Source organism: Halorhodospira sp. M38, from assembly GCF_022227985.1.
Lineage (GTDB): Bacteria > Pseudomonadota > Gammaproteobacteria > Nitrococcales > Halorhodospiraceae > Halorhodospira > Halorhodospira halophila_A.
This window is the reverse complement of the sequence record NZ_JAJNQP010000002.1, coordinates 29,385-44,693: the sequence shown is the minus strand read 5'-3', so window position 1 is coordinate 44,693 and position 15,309 is coordinate 29,385. Positions and strand designations below refer to the sequence as shown.

The following is a 15,309-nucleotide window of genomic DNA, read 5'->3' as shown; positions in this document are numbered from 1 at the left end:
GGGAGTCGTGCGCAAGATCCTATATGCCACCGATCTCAGCGAACGGACCGAGGCAGCGGCGCAGCGCAGTCTGGATCTGGCTCGCTTGCACGGGGCTGAACTGCGGGCCCTGCACGTCATCGAGGCCGATCTCGAGGAGGAGACCTTGCGCCTGCTGTTCCGCGAGCAGGGCGGCGGCGCGCAGCAGGCGACCCGTGAGCTGGAGCGGGCCAGTGAGGCGCGAATTAACGAGCAGCTCAGTGCCATCGCCGGCGGTGGGGCGGACCCGGCGTGGTCGGTCGGTTGCCGGTGGGGACGTGGTGCGGCGGAGATCGCTGCAGAGGCGCGGGAGTGGGGAGCCGATCTGGTCACGATTGGTGCCCACGGGAGGCGCGTGGTACGGGATCTGTTCCTCGGCGCAACCGCGGAGCGCCTGGCCCACGAGCGCGCCGGGCCTATCCTGGTGGTCAAGCGCCCGCCGCAGGGCGGTTACCAGCGGGTTCTGGTGGCCGTGGACGGGTCCGGACGCTCGCGACACGCTGTCGAAGCGGCCGCCCGCCTGGCCCCGGACGCCGCGCTGCAGCTGCTCGGCGTTCACGATACGACACCGCTGGAGCGGATCTACGGGGCGGGCGAGGGGGCTGCTACAGAGCTCCAGGCGGCCCTGCAGGACGGGCGGCAGCAGACCGCCGAGGCCCTGGGTCGCCTCGTGGACGAGTTGCCGGTGCGGGATCGCGTAGACCACTTCGAGGCCCGCGGCGGCGATCCGGCGACGGTGATCCGTCAATTCGCCGAGGAGGCGGATGTCGATCTGGTTGCCATGGGGACGCGGGGCCTCTCCCGCTGGCAGGGTGCCCTGCTCGGTAGCGTTGCCCGCCGTGTCGCCCACGAGAGCGAGCGCGATGTCCTGCTGACCAGCGGCGAGGGCTGAGCGCCGGCGCGGATCTCAGGTGCTGAGGGCCTCGCGGAAGGGCTCCGGGGTGCGGCGCGGCCGGCGTGCGGTGTAGTCGAAGAAGGCGATGGTCGTCCGGGCACGGGCGACCTCCTTGGCGTCTGCCGGGCGCTCGACGCGGTAGAAGAGTTCGGCCCTACTACGTCCGATCGCGCCGGCGCCGACGGCGATGGTCAGGGCGTCGCCGTGGAAAGCCTCGGCCCGGTACGCTACCTCCAGCTCGCTGATGACGATACCGGCTCCGCCACAGTCCCCCTCACTGAAGCCGTAGTGGGCCAGAAAACCCACCCGGGCCTCGTGGAGCAGGGAGACTAGGGCGTCGTTGCCCAGGTGGCCGCCGTAGTTGACGTCGGTGATGCGCACCGAAAGCTCGGTGGCGAAGGGCAGATGCTCGGGCAGTTCGATCGTCATGGTGGCGATCATAAGGATCGGCGGTTGCCATCGCCAGCACAAGACGGGTGGCTAGAGGGCCGTCCGCAGCTCCACGCGGCGGTTGCTCGCCAGCTCGTGGATGTCCTGTTCAGCGTTGTCCTCGTCGATAAGCCGCGCCTCGATCTCGATCCGGTCCTCGGGTAGGCCGAGGTGCACTAGCTCGTCCCGGACCGCCGCAGCGCGCGCTTCGGCAAGTTGCTCGTTGATCTCCGGACTGCCCCGCGTATCCGCATAGCCGATGGATAGCACCACGCCCCAGTGCGGGTTGTCCTCGACGGCGCGGACGAACCGCCGGATCTCGTCTAGAGCGTTGCGGGTGAGGTCGTCGCTGCCCGTGGCGAAGTAGACCTCGGTGCGCGGCCCGCGTGGCAGGCGCGGGAGGTTGCCCTCCCAGGTTGGGCCGTCACTGTCCGCCATGGGTTCGCCGGTGCGGCCAGGGATAACCTGGCCGCGGGTGGCGGTGCCGGCGTCGACGCGCTCATGACGGGCGATGCACTCGCGGTAGTGGCCGAGCGCCCGCTGGAAGGCGGCCGGGGTCAGCCCGATCTCGATCAGCTCCCCGCTGTATCCGGCCTCGTAGCGGATCTGTGGCTCGCGCCCGTCGCGCAGGGCGTCGAGTAGCCACTGCGTCGTCCGGCGGCTGAAACGCAGTGTCCGCGTGTCCGGGTGCAGACGCACCGGCTCGACATGGCGGCGCCGATCCCCGCCCCAGGCTGGCTCGCCAATATAAAGATCCCCCTCGATTTCTTCCCGGGGAGGGCGATTGGCGAAGAAACTCAGATACTGTCGACCGTCATGCCGGTAGCTGATTAAGGCCACCCCTTTTCCGGGGATTTCGTGGGCCATATGGCACCCGGAACGCCCCTCGAAGGCGTGCCATTGCGCGCCATGCGGGTCCATGCGGTGCGTCTGCTGCCCACTGACAGCCCCGGCGCTTACGCAAATTGCCGCAGCGCAGGCGAAAACGATTGCAAGGGTCCGGGTACGATGATTCATCATGTCCACCATATCGGCATTTGCGCGGGAAACTGAAGTGGAGGGAAAGGGATTCCACAAGGGGGTACAGGGGTGCGGTTATACGCCACCACACAGCGCCCCCATTCCTGCGTTAGTGTTTAGGTCATCGTGGAGGTCGAGCGCTGGACCAGATAGGCAAGGGCTCGGCACACGAACGAACCTCGAAGACTGGGCGGGCCCAGCGTACCGACCCAGCGCTTTGAGGAAGGTCGGCACCCAGGTGCCGGCTGCACGGGAAGTCCCACGTTAGCGTGGGCGACCACCCCCTACCGCGCGGGGGTAGAGCGCGGTACCGGCTGAAACGCTGAACGGAGGACGAAACGTATGGCCGATAACATGTCGCTGACGGGCCTTAGCGATGAGGAAGCTAAGGAGTTCCACAGCATCTTCATGCAGAGCTTCCTGATCTTCACGGCGGTGGCCGTCGTGGCCCACTTCCTCGCTTGGGCCTGGCGTCCGTGGATCCCCGGTGCCGAGGGCTACGGCTCCGTCATCGAGGGTGTTCACAACGTGACCGCCGCTGTTTCCCAAATCGCGCCGCTTGCTGGTTAAGGAGATAGAACCATGTGGAGACTCTGGAAGCTTTACGATCCGCGCCGCGTCCTGATCGGCATCTTCTCCTGGCTGGCCGTGCTGGCCCTGGTGATTCACTTCATCCTGCTCAGCACCGACCGGTTCAACTGGGTTGGCGGTGCTGCGGTCAGCTCGGTGAGCGAGTCCGCTGAAGAGGTGTCCGCTCTGCCCCCGCGGCAGGTCTGACACCCGCTCCCGGAAGGTAGGAGGCTCTCCCGCTCTCTCGGAGTGGGAGAGGTTCCTCCCAGGGAGCCTGCCGGACGCGGCAGGTTGTGAAGAAAAACGGGGCATATGCCCCGTTTTTCTTTGTGTGTCCGCACCAGTCTCCTGTCTCCTCTGGGGGAGGTCTTCTATGCCGGCCCCCACCAGCCAAGCGCGGTGCCCGGGCGCCTACACGTCCGGGCACCCATTCCTTGCCCAGCGAGCGCCTGTATGGCGTCTGTGTGGTGCCCGCTAGCGGCGAAGGAGGCGGCCGGCGCGCATCCGCAGCCGTTGCCAGAAAGAGAGTCGGTCGATGAACAGGGTGCCGTCCAGGTGGTCGACCTCGTGGTGCAGGCAGACGGCCTCCAGGTTCTCCAGCTTGCAGTGGAACCGCTCACCGCTGGTGTCCTGAGCGCGGACACTGATCCGGGTGGGGCGCACCACAAGGCCTTGCCGACCGGGGACCGAGAGGCAACGCTCCTCGATGTAACCGGGCAGGCTGCTGCCGGTGATCTCCGGATTGATGAATACGCGCGGTGTCTGTTCCGGATCGGCGCAGCAGACGATAATGCGCCGGCGGACATCCACCTGCGGGGCCGCCAGTCCGATGGCGGAGGCGGCGCGCATGGTCTCGATCATGTCGTCGACCAGCTCACGGAGTTCCTGGTCGAAGGTCTCCACCGGTGCCGAGGGTTCCCGCAGACGGGGGTCGGGGTGCTCAAGGATGTTTAGCTTGGCCATGGGGGGTCCTAAGGAGAAAAAAAGGGGCGAGATCCGCAGACCCCGCCCCAGTGTCGAGCCGTCAATGGGCTGCTATCCGCGCAGGCGGATTTACACCATCGACTCGCGCGTTGCCAGCGCGTCGCTCTCGGCAATCTCCGAGGCCGGGATCTCGGCCGCGGCGTTGCCCTGGAAGTAGCTGGGATACCAGTCGGTGTTCGTCAGGATCGCGCCGTGCACCAGCAGGGCGATCAGCAGGACCACACCCAGCAGCAGCGGGAGACCGACGCTGGGCTTGACTACGAGCCAAATGCGAGCCTGGTTCATGTGTTAATCCTCCCTTAACCGAGCCACGGCGAGTAGGCGAAAGCCAGCACGTGCGCAACCACGGCGATGCCGAAGAAGATGCGCGCGCCGTCCAGCACGTAGCTGTGCAGCTCTTCCGCCTCCGGCAGGGTCAGCCCGGACGGCCAGACCCTGTTCGGGTCGTCGAAGTCCACGAAATCGTCGCGATCTCTCATAGTAGCTACTCCTTTTATGAAAGGCGTTAGCCTCCGAACCACCCGCCCAATCAACCGGACCGGAGATGGAGCGGGCACCATCCAAATGTCGCAGGGTTAGATAAACAAGAAGGGCGGGTGGCGGTCAACGCTCGGGGGCGCGGTGCCGCACGGGGTGCGCTGCCTTGCCGCGCCACCCTGCGCGGCTACTGCAGAAAAACGTATAAGTACGCGCCAACTGCCCGTTTGTGAAGGGTGTGCGGCGATTTGCCCAATCGTTATCGGTCGCCGCCGTTGGCGGCCACGGGAGCCGCTGGAGCGGTTTTATCGAAAAACCGGGGATTTGAATCGATATTCGCCCGGAAAATCCCGGCGGGCGCGGCCTGAGGAGGCTTTCGAATATCCGGTGGAAACACCGCTCGATGGGAATCATCGGAGGGTGCGACACTGAATCTGTCTCGGAAAAAGGGGGGCGATCCCCAAAGCTTCTTCCGGTGGGACGGACCGCGGTGGCGACGGCCCACAGCGGCCGTTGCACGTCGTATGAGGGGCGGTGGGGGAGAGCCCGGGGGCGGGGTGGGCTGTGGCCACCCCCCCGCCCATATCAACGCCTGAGGGGTCTCAGGCCGCGCCGGCGAGCCCGCGCAGGACGTAGTGCAAGATACTGCCATGACGGTAGTACTCCCACTCCTGCGGGGTGTCGATCCGCACACGGGCCTCGAAGGTCGTCTCGCCGCCATCCTCACGCCGTGCGACCACACGTACGCTGCGGGGCTGCTCGGTGATGCCCTCGATGTCGAAGGCCTCGTCCCCTGTCAGGCCGAGGTTCTCGGCGTTCTCGCCGTCGCGGAACTGCAGGGGGAGGACGCCGAAGCCCACCAGGTTGGAGCGATGGATGCGCTCGTAGCTCTCGGCGATGACCGCCTTGATACCCAGCAGCTTGGTCCCCTTCGCCGCCCAGTCACGGGAGGAGCCGGTGCCGTACTCCTTGCCGGCGAGCACGACCAACGGGGTGCCGGCCTGCTGGTAGCGCATGGAGGCGTCGTAGACGCTGGTTTGCTCGCCACTGGGCACGTGCGTGGTCCAACCCCCTTCGGTGCCCGGTGCCATGCGGTTGCGCAGGCGCACGTTGGCGAAGGTGCCGCGCATCATGACCTCATGGTTGCCGCGCCGCGAGCCGTAGGAGTTGAAGTCCTTCGGAGACACGCCCTGCTCCTGCAGGTACTGCCCAGCGGGGCTCTCCGGGTGGATGGCACCGGCCGGCGATATGTGGTCCGTGGTGATGGAGTCGCCGACGTAGATCAGGCAGCGGGCGCCGCGGATGTCCTGCAGCGGCTCCGGCGTCTTGCTCATCCCCTGGAAGTACGGGGGGTTCTTGACGTAGGTGGACTCACGCCAGTCGTAGAGTTCCCCCTGCGGGGCGTCGATGCCCTGCCAGGCGTCGTCGCCGTCGAAGACGTTGGCGTACTGCTCGCGGTACATCCCGGCCGAGATGTTGCCGCGGACGAGATCGGCGACCTCCTGCTGGGTGGGCCAGATGTCCTTGAGATAGACATCCCGGCCCTGGTTGTCGGTGCCGAGCGGCTCGTTGTACAGGTCCCGGGCCATGGTGCCGGCCAGGGCGTAGGCCACCACCAGCGGCGGCGAGGCCAGGTAGTTGGCGCGGACATCCTGGTGAATGCGGCCCTCGAAGTTGCGGTTGCCCGAGAGCACCGAGGTCACGCACAGGTCCCCCTCGCGGATGCCTTCGGTGACGGCGTCGGGGAGGGGGCCGGAGTTGCCGATGCAGGTGGTGCAGCCAAAGCCCACCACCGAGAAGCCCAGATGTTCAAGGTCGTCGAGCAGCCCGGCCTGCTTGAGGTAGGCGGGGACCACCTGGGAGCCGGGTGCCAGGCTGGTCTTGACCCAGGGCTTGGGCAACAGGCCGCGCTCGCGCGCCTTCTTGGCCACCAGGCCGGCGGCGACCAGCACGGCGGGATTCGAGGTGTTGGTGCAGGAGGTGATCGCCGCGATCACCACATCGCCGTGCTTGAGCAGCTCCTTGCGCCCGCCGATCTCGATCTCCACTGCGCCCCGCTCGTGGGCGTCGTCGATCCCCGGCGCGCTGTGGCCGCCCTCGTCCTCGAAGTGCTCCTCGGCCTCGTCGGCCGGCACCGCATGGTGGGCACGCAGGTGCTCCTGCAGGGTCTGCTTGAAGCTGGTCTTGGCCGCGTCCAGTGAGACTCGGTCCTGAGGCCGCTTCGGTCCGGCGAGACTCGGGACCACCGTACCCATGTCCAGCGACAGGGTGTCCGAGTACTCGGCCTCGCGAGCACCGGTCTCCCGCCACATGCCCTGGGCTTTGGCGTACTGCTCGGTGAGATCGATAAGCTCCTGGTCGCGGCCGGAGAGCTCCATGTAGGCCAGGGTCTCCTTGTCCACCGGGAAAATGCCGCAGGTGGCGCCGTATTCCGGGGCCATGTTGGCGATGGTGGCCCGGTCCGCCAGGGGGAGGTGGTCGAGGCCGTCGCCGAAGAACTCGACGAACTTGCCGACCACGCCCTTCTTGCGCAGTATCTCGGTGACGGTCAGCACCAGGTCGGTGGCCGTCGCGCCCTCCGGCAGTCGGCCCTCGAGGCGGAAACCCACCACCTCCGGGACGAGCATGCTGATCGGCTGACCCAGCATGGCGGCCTCGGCCTCGATGCCGCCCACGCCCCAGCCAAGGATGCCCAGGCCGTTGATCATGGTGGTGTGGGAGTCGGTCCCCACCAGGGTATCCGGGTAGGCCTGTGGCGTACCGCCATTCTCATTGCGGAAGACCACCTGGCCCAGATACTCGAGGTTGACCTGGTGGACGATGCCGGTGCCCGGCGGGACGACCCGGAAATTCGAGAACGCCGTCTGCCCCCAGCGCAGGAACTCGTAGCGCTCCCGGTTGCGCTGGTACTCGATCTCGGTGTTGAGCTGCAGCGCCTGACGGTTGCCGAAGTGGTCGACCATCACCGAGTGGTCGATGACCAGGTCGGCCGGGGAGAGCGGGTTGATCTTGCCCGGATCACCGCCGAGGTCGCGCATGGCGTCGCGCATGGCGGCCAGATCGACCACCGCCGGGACGCCGGTGAAGTCCTGAAGCACCACGCGTGCCGGCGTGAAGGCGATCTGGTCCTTCGGTGCCGCCTTGGGATCCCAATTGAGGACCGCCTCGATATGCTCGCGGGTGACGTTGACGCCGTCTTCCGTGCGCAACAGGTTCTCGAGCAGGATCTTCAGGGAGTAGGGCAGGCGATCGACGTCGTAATCGCGGCGCGGCCCGTCCAGGCTGTGGATCTCGTAGGCCTTGCCCCCGGCTTGCAGGGTGGTCCGCGAGTTGAAGCTGTCCGTCATGATCCCTCCAGTGGTTGTGCGATCAGCGTTGTTTGGAGTGTATCGAATCCATCCTGATGCGTCGCTTACGCCTCGGCAGGCAGCCGCTCAAGTAGTTCACGGGCAGCGCCGGCGATGGCCTGGCGCCGGAAGAGCAGCGTCATGCGCCCGCCCCCGTTGTCGCGCCACAGGCTGGCCCCCCGGATGCCGCAAAGGAGCAGAGCGCGGATCAGCGCCGCGTTGCGCTCGTTCTCGAGATGCTGCTGCTCGCCGCGGATCATCAGCCGGGGCCCCATCTGGCTGATGGTCTGGCTGTAGAGGTCACCGATGCCGTGGATGACGCTCATGTGTGTGGCCCCCTCGAAGTAGTCCGCCTGCCCCCGCGCCTGCTCGATCCCCTCGGCGATGCGCTGGAGCACCGCCGGGCGCTTCATCAGGCGGCGCTCGAGGTGGAGGATGCTCGCCACGTAGCGTGTGGTGTCGGCCTCCTGGGGGTCCTCGAGCTGCTCCACCACCCGCCGCAGCCCCGGGGCGAGGCGCGCTGCGCCGTAAAGGGCGTCGGTGCAGCCGTCGTACTCCCCAAGCAGACCCTCGATCAGAGGCTCATACCGGCTCGCCTCGGTATCCCCGGTGCGTGCTACCTCGCGGATGCACTGCACCGCCTGCATGATGACGGCGAGGGTCAGGGCCTGTTCCTGTTCGCGCGAATCGCTCACACCACCTCCGTTGAATCCGTCTGCAGGGTCGGCGGGGGATCCGGCTGGGCCGGGTCTGCGGCGGCAATCACGGCCCCGCCCAGGCAGTGATCACCGTCGTAGAGGACCAGGTGCTGCCCTGGGGTGGCGGCCCGCTGGGGGGTATCGAACCGAAACCGTACGCTGCCATCCGCGTTGTGGGTCAGTCGGCCGGCCTGGGGCTGTTGGCGGTAGCGCACCTGGGCCTGCAACCGCGCGCCATCTGCAGGGCGCGGCGCCAGCCAGTGGCAGGGTTCGGTCGTCACCGCCACGCTCTGCAGCCAGGGGTGGTCGTGGCCCTGAACAACGATGAGCGCGTTGCGCCCCGGGTCCTTGGCGGCCACGTACCAGGGTGTGGCATGGCGGTCCCGATCACCGCCGATCCCCAGTCCGCGGCGCTGGCCCAGGGTGTAGAAAGGCAATCCGCGGTGGTCGCCGATGCGTTCGCCGTCGGCGGTGATGATCGGGCCGGGATGAGGTTCGATGTAGCGCTGCAGGAAGCGGGTGAAGTCCCGCTCGCCGATAAAACAGATCCCCGTACTGTCGGGGCGGTCGAAGTTCGGCAGCGCCGCCGCGCGGGCCTCCTCACGGATGGCCTCCTTGGTGCTGTCGCCGAGCGGGAAACGCACGGTGTCCAGGGCCGTACGGGATACGCCGGCGAGGAAGTAGCTCTGGTCTTTGTCCGGATCGAAGCCGCGCAGCAGGGCCGGCCCGTCGTCACTGGCGCGTCCCAGGCGGGCGTAGTGGCCGGTGGCCACGGCGTCCGCCGCGAACTGCTCCCGGGCGTGGTGCAGGAAGCGGTCGAACTTGATGTGCCGATTGCACAGGATGTCGGGGTTCGGGGTGCGCCCGGCGCGCAGCTCCCGCAGCGCCTGCTCGAAGACCTCGCGCCGGTAGTGCACGGCGAAGTTCACCCGTCGAATGGGGATGCCCAAGTGCTCCGCCACCTCTACTGCCGCGGCGATGTCGTCCTCGGCCGAGCACTGCATCAGCGTGTCGTCGTCCTCCCAGTTCTTCATGAACAGGCCGATCACCTCGTGACCGGCGCGGACGAGGCGCAGCGCCGCCACGGCAGAGTCCACGCCACCGGAGAGGCCGACAACGATTCGCTTGGGGGATTCGGTCATGGGGCCGGATCTATCAGGTGTCCCGGGCGGAGAGCCTACCACAGTCCGCGGGTCACCCCGGTAGACCGGGGTGACCGCCACGGCTCACTCCGGGCCGCGGCCGGGGACAAGCACGCTCTCTTGGCTGCCCGGGACGCCGTCCCACTCCGCCGCCTCGCCGAAGCCCTCGGGGTCGATCAGCTCCAGGAAACGACGGGCCTGAGGGGAGAGGTAGCGGCCGCGACGCAGCATGACGCCGTAGGTGCGCCGCGGGAAGATCGCTGGCAGGTCGCGGATCGCCAGCTGCTCCTGCCCGGTCAGGCAGATCGCGCTGGCGATGCCGACCCCGAAGCCGAGCTCGACATAGCGCTTCATGATCTCCCAGCCGCCGACCTCCAGGCGCACCTGGTAAGGCACGCTGTGCTGCTGGAAGATCAAGTTCACCAGGCGCCAGGTGGTCAGCTGGCGTGGCGGAAGGATCAGCTCGCCGGCGGCCAGGTCCTCGAGGGTGATCTCCTCCTTCTCGGCCAGCGGGTGATTCAGGGGCGTGATCAGCTTCAGTTCGAAGGTGTGCGTGGCGCGATAGACCACGTCATCGGGCAGGTCCAGATTCGACCCGACGGCAATGTCCACGCGGTCCTGCTGCACGGCGTGGATCTGCTCCTCACCGATGAGGTTGTGCAGACGGACGTGGACCTTGGGGTGGTGTTCCATGAAGGCGCGTAGCAGATCGGGCAGGACATAGAGTGAGGTCGACTCGCCGGCGGCGATGTCCAGATGACCGAGCTGCTGCCGGCGGTTGCGCGCCACGAACTGCTCGGGCAGGGAGTCGATCCCCTCGACGAGTGGTGCGGCAACCTCGTACAGGCCCTCGCCATCCGGAGTCAGCCGAATCCGGGGGCCCCGGCGCTCGAACAGGGTGATTCCCATCTCCCGCTCAAGGGCCTGGATCTGCAGCGACACCGACGGTTGACTCAGCTCTAGCCGCTCGGCAGCACGGGAGATGCTGCGCTCCTGCGCGGCGTGGCAGAACGCGCGCAACTGCTTGAGCCGGTTGTGGCGGTAGTAGTGGCGGGGGGATTCGTGATCCAAGGCTTCTCGATCTTCGTCCATTGGGCCGATCAATATGCAATATAGTTTGGGAAATATTGTCAAATGCTGCGGCGCGCCATACTATCAGTGACGCGTTATTCAGGCGCGGCAGTACGCCACCCGGCTGCCGGCGCCTGGCGAACGTAGCGGTACGGGTTCTGGGCCCCGGGTTAACCCCGCCCGGGGTTCGTGCCCCACGAGGGCAACCGCGATGGCCCCTCGGGCCGACAGCAAGAGACCGTCATACAGGATTTTCGGGGGTACGGCGTACCAGCCCGATTGGGAGGAGCATGATGTTGAAAGATCAAGCGGCGATTGAGCGTGACTGGGCGGAAAACCCGCGCTGGAAAGGGGTGCAGCGGGGCTACGGGGCCGATGAGGTCGTCCGTCTCCGTGGGACCGTGCAGGTTGAGTACAGCCTGGCGCGCCAGGGTGCGGAGAAGCTCTGGAAGTCCATGCACGAGATGCCCTACGTCAACGCCCTCGGCGCACTGACCGGCAACCAGGCTCTGCAACAGGTCAAAGCCGGGCTCAACGCCATCTACCTCTCGGGCTGGCAGGTGGCCGCGGACGCCAACCTGGGTCAGACCATGTACCCGGACCAGTCGCTGTACCCGGCCAATTCGGTCCCCGCGGTGGTGGACCGCATCAACAACGCGCTGCTGCGCGCTGATGAGATCAACCACGCCGAGGGCAACCCGCCGTTCGACTTCATGAAGCCCATCGTGGCCGATGCCGAGGCCGGCTTCGGCGGTGTGCTCAACGCCTTCGAGCTGATGAAGGGGATGATCCGCGCCGGTGCTGCGGGCGTGCACTTCGAGGACCAGCTGGCCTCGGTCAAGAAGTGCGGCCACATGGGCGGCAAGGTGCTGCTGCCCACCCAGGAGGCGGTCCAGAAGCTGATCGCCGCGCGCCTGGCGGCCGACACCATGGATGTGCCGACCATCCTGGTCGCCCGCACCGACGCGGAAGCGGCGGACCTGCTGACCTCCGACGTCGACGACAACGACAAGCCGTTCATCACCGGCGAGCGCACGGCAGAGGGGTTCTTCCGCACCAAGCCGGGCATCGAGCAGGCCATCAGCCGTGGTCTGGCCTACGCCCCCTACGCCGATGTGATCTGGTGCGAGACCGGCAAGCCGGATCTCGGGTTTGCCCGCGAGTTCGCGCAGGCCATCCACGAGAAGTATCCGGGCAAGCTGCTCGCCTACAACTGCTCGCCCTCGTTCAACTGGGCGGGCAACCTGGACGAGGCCACCATCCGCAAGTTCCAGGACGAGCTCGGCGAGATGGGCTTCAAGTTCCAGTTCATCACGCTGGCTGGCTTCCACTCGCTGAACTACTCGATGTTCGAGCTGGCGCGCGGCTACAAGGAGCGGCAGATGGAGGCGTACTCCGAGCTGCAGCAGGCCGAGTTCGCCGCCGAGAAGCACGGCTACACCGCTACCCGTCACCAGCGGGAGGTGGGCGCCGGCTACTTCGACCAGGTCACCAACGTGATCCAGGGCGGTCAGTCCTCGGTCACGGCGCTGAAAGGCTCGACGGAGGAAGAGCAGTTCTGAGACGGCGCCTGGTCGCCACCGGCGTAAGCCGAACCCCGGGGTGGCGTGCAGCCGTCCCGGGGTTTTTTATGGTGGTTATGGGTGGCCTACATTGGCCGGTTGGCGCGCGACTCTATAAAATGAAGGGTGATGACCGACGAGCCGAACCAAGACGATCCGCAGGGCCCCGAGGTTGAAGCGGCCAAACCGTCGCTCAAGCAGCCCCCGATGTATAAGGTGGTGCTGCTCAACGACGACTACACGCCGATGGACTTCGTCGTGGAGGTGCTGCAGCGGTTTTTCAACAAGGACCGCAACCAGGCCACGCAGATCATGTTGCACGTGCACACGCGGGGGAAGGGTGTCTGCGGGGTCTATACCCGGGATGTCGCCGAGACCAAGGTCTCTCAGGTCAACGACTACGCCCGCGAGCACGAACACCCGCTACTGTGTACGATGGAGGAAGCTTGAATCGTTCCAGGAACCGTGGCGGTACTGGCCGGTCCAATCTCCGGGGAGGTACCCCGGTCGAGCCCCAGGCGAGGTAATAGGGCATGCTGAGTAAAGAGTTAGAGTTCACGCTCAATCTGGCCTTCAAGGACGCGCGTGAGAAGCGCCACGAGTTCCTCACCGTCGAGCACCTCCTGCTGGCCTTGACCGACAACCCCGCTGCCTCGCAGGTGCTCAAGGCGTGTGGCGCCGACCTCGAGCGGCTGCGCGGCGAGTTGCAGGCCTTCCTGGCCGAGACCACGCCGCTGCTGCCGGCCAACGACAGTCGCGAGACCCAGCCAACCTTGGGCTTTCAGCGCGTCCTCCAGCGCGCCATCCTCCATGTTCAGTCCTCCGGCAAGCGCGAGGTCACCGGGGCCAACGTGCTGGTGGCCATCTTCAGCGAACAGGAGTCCCAGGCGGTCTATTTTCTGCACAAGCAGAATATCTCCCGCCTGGACGTGGTGAACTACATTTCCCACGGCATCTCCTCGGTGGGGGGTGAAGAAGACATGGGCAAGGAAGAGAGTGGCCCGGCGGATGAAGAAGGTGCGGCCGAGCCGGCTCAAGGGGGGTCGCCCCTGGAGCAGTACGCCACCAACCTGAATCAGCGCGCCCGGCACGGGCAGATCGACCCGCTGATCGGGAGGCGCTACGAGATCGAGCGCACCGTGCAGGTGCTCTGCCGGCGCCGCAAGAACAACCCGCTGTTCGTCGGCGAGGCCGGTGTGGGCAAGACGGCCATTGCCGAGGGGCTGGCCAAGCAGATCGTCGAGGGCGAGGTGCCCGATGTGCTCAAGGAGAGCACCATCTACTCGCTGGATCTGGGCGCCCTGGTGGCCGGCACCAAGTATCGCGGCGACTTCGAGAAGCGCCTCAAGGCGTTGCTGCATCAGCTCAAGAAGGACAGCGGCTCGATCCTGTTCATCGATGAGATCCACACGATCATCGGAGCCGGCTCTGCCTCCGGCGGCGTGATGGATGCCTCGAACCTGATCAAGCCGATGCTCGCCTCCGGCGAACTGCGCTGCATCGGGTCGACGACGTATCAGGAGTACCGGGGCATCTTCGAGAAGGATCGCGCCCTGGCCCGGCGCTTCCAGAAGATCGATGTCAGCGAGCCGACGGTGGAGGACACCGTGCAGATCCTCAAGGGGCTCAAGAGTCGCTTCGAGGAGCACCACAACGTCCGCTTCACCGAGCCGGCGCTGCAGGCGGCGGCGGAGCTGTCGGCCAAGTACATCAATGACCGGCGCCTGCCGGATAAGGCCATCGACGTCATCGACGAGGCGGGCGCGCGGCTCCGGCTGCGGCCCCGTTCCAAGCGGCGCAAGACCGTGGGCCTGCCGGACATCGAGTCGATTGTGGCGAAGATCGCGCGGATTCCGCCCAAGCGAGTCTCCAGTCAGGACATGAAGATCCTCGAGAACCTCGAGGGCGAGCTCAAGGGGCTAATCTTCGGCCAGGACGAGGCCATCGAGAGCCTGGCGTCGACCATCAAGATGTCCCGTGCCGGACTGGGTACGCCGGATCGGCCGGTGGGGACGTTCCTCTTCGCCGGCCCGACCGGCGTGGGCAAGACGGAGGTCACCCGCCAGCTGGCCGACCTGACCGGAGTGCAGCTGATCCGTTTCGACATGTCCGAGTACATGGAGCGGCACACGGTCTCGCGGTTGATCGGGGCCCCGCCGGGGTATGTCGGCTACGATCAGGGCGGTCTGCTCACCGAGGAGGTGATCAAGCACCCGCACTCGGTGCTGCTGCTCGACGAGATCGAGAAGGCCCATCCGGACGTGTTCAACCTGCTGCTGCAGGTGATGGATCACGGCACGCTGACCGACAATAACGGCCGCGAGGCGGATTTCCGCAACGTGATCCTGGTGATGACCACCAACGCCGGCGCCGAGGAGATGAGCAAGCGCTCGATCGGCTTCACCAACGAGAACGACACCCAAGACAGCATGGAGGCGATCCGGCGCACGTTCTCGCCGGAGTTCCGTAACCGCATCGACGCGGTGGTGCAGTTCCAGCCCCTGGGGCAGGACACCGTGCAGCGCGTGGTCGACAAGTTCATCCGCGAGCTCTCGGTGCAGCTGGCCGAGAAGCGCGTCACGCTGGTGGTCGATGGCGACGCCCGGCGGTGGATCGGCGAGAAGGGCTACGATCCGCAGATGGGCGCACGCCCGATGGCCCGCGTGATCCAGCAGCACATCAAGAAGCCCCTGGCGGAGCAGCTGCTCTTCGGCGAGCTCACCGGCGGCGGCGAGGTCGAGGTCACGGTCGAGGACGGCGATCTGGCCATCCACGTCCGGGAAAAGGACACCGAGGGGGCGTAGCCCGGCGAGCGGGGCCCCCGTGGCCCCGGCGACGGGTGTTCCGGGGCGGGGCGTTACCGCTCTCGGTAGACGATGCGACCCTTGTTCAGGTCGTACGGGGTCAGCTCCACCGTCACCTTGTCCCCGGTCAGGATGCGGATGTAGTGCTTGCGCATCTTCCCGGAGATGTGGGCCGTGATCACGTGGCCGTTCTCCAGCTCGACGCGGAACATCGTATTGGGCAGGGTGTCGACGATCACCCCCTGCATGCGGATGGAGTCTTCCTTCGCCATGCGCCTCTCTGATTCGTGGT

General features: G+C 66.6%; 16 protein-coding genes. 6 read left to right on the top strand and 10 right to left on the bottom strand.

Features of this window, described 5'->3' with window-relative positions; all coding sequences use genetic code 11:
- Nucleotides 1-7 precede the first annotated feature (7 nt).
- On the top strand, nucleotides 8-910 hold the full coding sequence (locus tag LRA98_RS01860; RefSeq protein WP_238633218.1) for a universal stress protein: 903 nt from the start codon (nucleotides 8-10) through the stop codon (nucleotides 908-910).
- 15 nt (nucleotides 911-925) lie between these two features.
- Here the strand turns inward: LRA98_RS01860 and LRA98_RS01855 are convergent, their stop codons facing one another.
- Complete coding sequence (locus LRA98_RS01855; RefSeq protein WP_238633219.1) at nucleotides 926-1,342, bottom strand: acyl-CoA thioesterase; 417 nt, start codon at nucleotides 1,340-1,342, stop codon at nucleotides 926-928.
- 51 nt (nucleotides 1,343-1,393) lie between these two features.
- Nucleotides 1,394-2,263, bottom strand: a complete 870-nt coding sequence (locus LRA98_RS01850; RefSeq protein ID WP_201170500.1) for a MotY family protein — start codon at nucleotides 2,261-2,263, stop codon at nucleotides 1,394-1,396.
- A 441-nt stretch (nucleotides 2,264-2,704) separates the two neighbouring features.
- Here LRA98_RS01850 and pufB (LRA98_RS01845) point away from each other — a divergent pair, with 441 nt between their 5' ends.
- Together pufB (LRA98_RS01845) and pufA are read left to right on the top strand one after the other, a co-directional pair.
- Nucleotides 2,705-2,932: a light-harvesting antenna LH1, beta subunit gene (gene pufB, locus LRA98_RS01845; RefSeq protein WP_011814200.1), complete on the top strand. Its 228-nt coding sequence runs from the start codon at nucleotides 2,705-2,707 to the stop codon at nucleotides 2,930-2,932.
- Between the two features lie 12 nt (nucleotides 2,933-2,944).
- Nucleotides 2,945-3,139, top strand: coding sequence for a light-harvesting antenna LH1, alpha subunit (gene pufA, locus LRA98_RS01840; protein WP_011814199.1), 195 nt, complete (start codon nucleotides 2,945-2,947; stop codon nucleotides 3,137-3,139).
- A 267-nt stretch (nucleotides 3,140-3,406) separates the two neighbouring features.
- Here pufA and def read toward each other — a convergent pair whose 3' ends face one another.
- The 7 genes from def to LRA98_RS01805 all read right to left on the bottom strand — a co-directional run bounded on the left by def (nucleotide 3,407) and on the right by LRA98_RS01805 (nucleotide 10,672).
- Nucleotides 3,407-3,895, bottom strand: coding sequence for a peptide deformylase (gene def, locus LRA98_RS01835; RefSeq protein ID WP_238633220.1), 489 nt, complete (start codon nucleotides 3,893-3,895; stop codon nucleotides 3,407-3,409).
- Nucleotides 3,896-3,985: 90 nt separating this feature from the next.
- Nucleotides 3,986-4,201 carry a light-harvesting protein gene (locus LRA98_RS01830; protein WP_238633221.1) on the bottom strand — a complete coding sequence of 72 codons (216 nt, stop codon included), beginning with the start codon at nucleotides 4,199-4,201 and terminating at the stop codon, nucleotides 3,986-3,988.
- A gap of 14 nt (nucleotides 4,202-4,215) precedes the next feature.
- Nucleotides 4,216-4,395: a light-harvesting antenna LH1, beta subunit gene (pufB, locus tag LRA98_RS01825; protein WP_011814196.1), complete on the bottom strand. Its 180-nt coding sequence runs from the start codon at nucleotides 4,393-4,395 to the stop codon at nucleotides 4,216-4,218.
- Between the two features lie 600 nt (nucleotides 4,396-4,995).
- The gene (gene acnA / locus LRA98_RS01820) at nucleotides 4,996-7,740 is read right to left on the bottom strand and encodes an aconitate hydratase AcnA (protein ID WP_238633222.1); all 2,745 of its coding nucleotides are present in this window, start codon (nucleotides 7,738-7,740) and stop codon (nucleotides 4,996-4,998) included.
- 65 nt (nucleotides 7,741-7,805) lie between these two features.
- Complete coding sequence (gene hflD, locus LRA98_RS01815) at nucleotides 7,806-8,435, bottom strand: high frequency lysogenization protein HflD (RefSeq protein WP_238633223.1); 630 nt, start codon at nucleotides 8,433-8,435, stop codon at nucleotides 7,806-7,808.
- Nucleotides 8,432-9,580: a tRNA 2-thiouridine(34) synthase MnmA gene (gene mnmA, locus LRA98_RS01810; protein ID WP_238633224.1), complete on the bottom strand. Its 1,149-nt coding sequence runs from the start codon at nucleotides 9,578-9,580 to the stop codon at nucleotides 8,432-8,434. The genes hflD and mnmA overlap by 4 nt, the downstream gene beginning before the upstream one ends.
- 84 nt (nucleotides 9,581-9,664) lie before the next feature.
- A complete protein-coding gene (locus LRA98_RS01805) occupies nucleotides 9,665-10,672 on the bottom strand; it encodes a LysR family transcriptional regulator (RefSeq protein WP_201170487.1) in 1,008 nt (335 codons plus the stop codon).
- A 272-nt stretch (nucleotides 10,673-10,944) separates the two neighbouring features.
- Here LRA98_RS01805 and aceA point away from each other — a divergent pair, with 272 nt between their 5' ends.
- The 3 genes from aceA to clpA all read left to right on the top strand — a co-directional run bounded on the left by aceA (nucleotide 10,945) and on the right by clpA (nucleotide 15,017).
- Nucleotides 10,945-12,213: an isocitrate lyase gene (gene aceA / locus LRA98_RS01800; RefSeq protein WP_201170483.1), complete on the top strand. Its 1,269-nt coding sequence runs from the start codon at nucleotides 10,945-10,947 to the stop codon at nucleotides 12,211-12,213.
- 129 nt (nucleotides 12,214-12,342) lie between these two features.
- Nucleotides 12,343-12,663: an ATP-dependent Clp protease adapter ClpS gene (gene clpS / locus LRA98_RS01795; protein ID WP_201170480.1), complete on the top strand. Its 321-nt coding sequence runs from the start codon at nucleotides 12,343-12,345 to the stop codon at nucleotides 12,661-12,663.
- A gap of 83 nt (nucleotides 12,664-12,746) precedes the next feature.
- On the top strand, nucleotides 12,747-15,017 hold the full coding sequence (gene clpA / locus LRA98_RS01790; protein ID WP_238633225.1) for an ATP-dependent Clp protease ATP-binding subunit ClpA: 2,271 nt from the start codon (nucleotides 12,747-12,749) through the stop codon (nucleotides 15,015-15,017).
- Nucleotides 15,018-15,070: 53 nt separating this feature from the next.
- Here clpA and infA read toward each other — a convergent pair whose 3' ends face one another.
- On the bottom strand, nucleotides 15,071-15,289 hold the full coding sequence (gene infA, locus LRA98_RS01785) for a translation initiation factor IF-1 (RefSeq protein WP_201170476.1): 219 nt from the start codon (nucleotides 15,287-15,289) through the stop codon (nucleotides 15,071-15,073).
- Nucleotides 15,290-15,309 lie beyond the last annotated feature (20 nt).

Bases quoted from the DNA above. Each gene is read 5' to 3' on its own strand.
- LRA98_RS01855 (WP_238633219.1), bottom strand. From the start codon at position 1,342: ATGACGATCGAACTGCCCGAGCATCTGCCCTTCGCCACCGAGCTTTCG.
- LRA98_RS01850 (WP_201170500.1), bottom strand. From the start codon at position 2,263: ATGGACCCGCATGGCGCGCAATGGCACGCCTTCGAGGGGCGTTCCGGG.
- pufB (WP_011814200.1), top strand. From the start codon at position 2,705: ATGGCCGATAACATGTCGCTGACGGGCCTTAGCGATGAGGAAGCTAAG.
- pufA (WP_011814199.1), top strand. From the start codon at position 2,945: ATGTGGAGACTCTGGAAGCTTTACGATCCGCGCCGCGTCCTGATCGGC.
- def (WP_238633220.1), bottom strand. From the start codon at position 3,895: ATGGCCAAGCTAAACATCCTTGAGCACCCCGACCCCCGTCTGCGGGAA.
- LRA98_RS01830 (WP_238633221.1), bottom strand. From the start codon at position 4,201: ATGAACCAGGCTCGCATTTGGCTCGTAGTCAAGCCCAGCGTCGGTCTC.
- pufB (WP_011814196.1), bottom strand. From the start codon at position 4,395: ATGAGAGATCGCGACGATTTCGTGGACTTCGACGACCCGAACAGGGTC.
- acnA (WP_238633222.1), bottom strand. From the start codon at position 7,740: ATGACGGACAGCTTCAACTCGCGGACCACCCTGCAAGCCGGGGGCAAG.
- mnmA (WP_238633224.1), bottom strand. From the start codon at position 9,580: ATGACCGAATCCCCCAAGCGAATCGTTGTCGGCCTCTCCGGTGGCGTG.
- LRA98_RS01805 (WP_201170487.1), bottom strand. From the start codon at position 10,672: ATGGACGAAGATCGAGAAGCCTTGGATCACGAATCCCCCCGCCACTAC.
- aceA (WP_201170483.1), top strand. From the start codon at position 10,945: ATGTTGAAAGATCAAGCGGCGATTGAGCGTGACTGGGCGGAAAACCCG.
- clpS (WP_201170480.1), top strand. From the start codon at position 12,343: ATGACCGACGAGCCGAACCAAGACGATCCGCAGGGCCCCGAGGTTGAA.
- clpA (WP_238633225.1), top strand. From the start codon at position 12,747: ATGCTGAGTAAAGAGTTAGAGTTCACGCTCAATCTGGCCTTCAAGGAC.
- infA (WP_201170476.1), bottom strand. From the start codon at position 15,289: ATGGCGAAGGAAGACTCCATCCGCATGCAGGGGGTGATCGTCGACACC.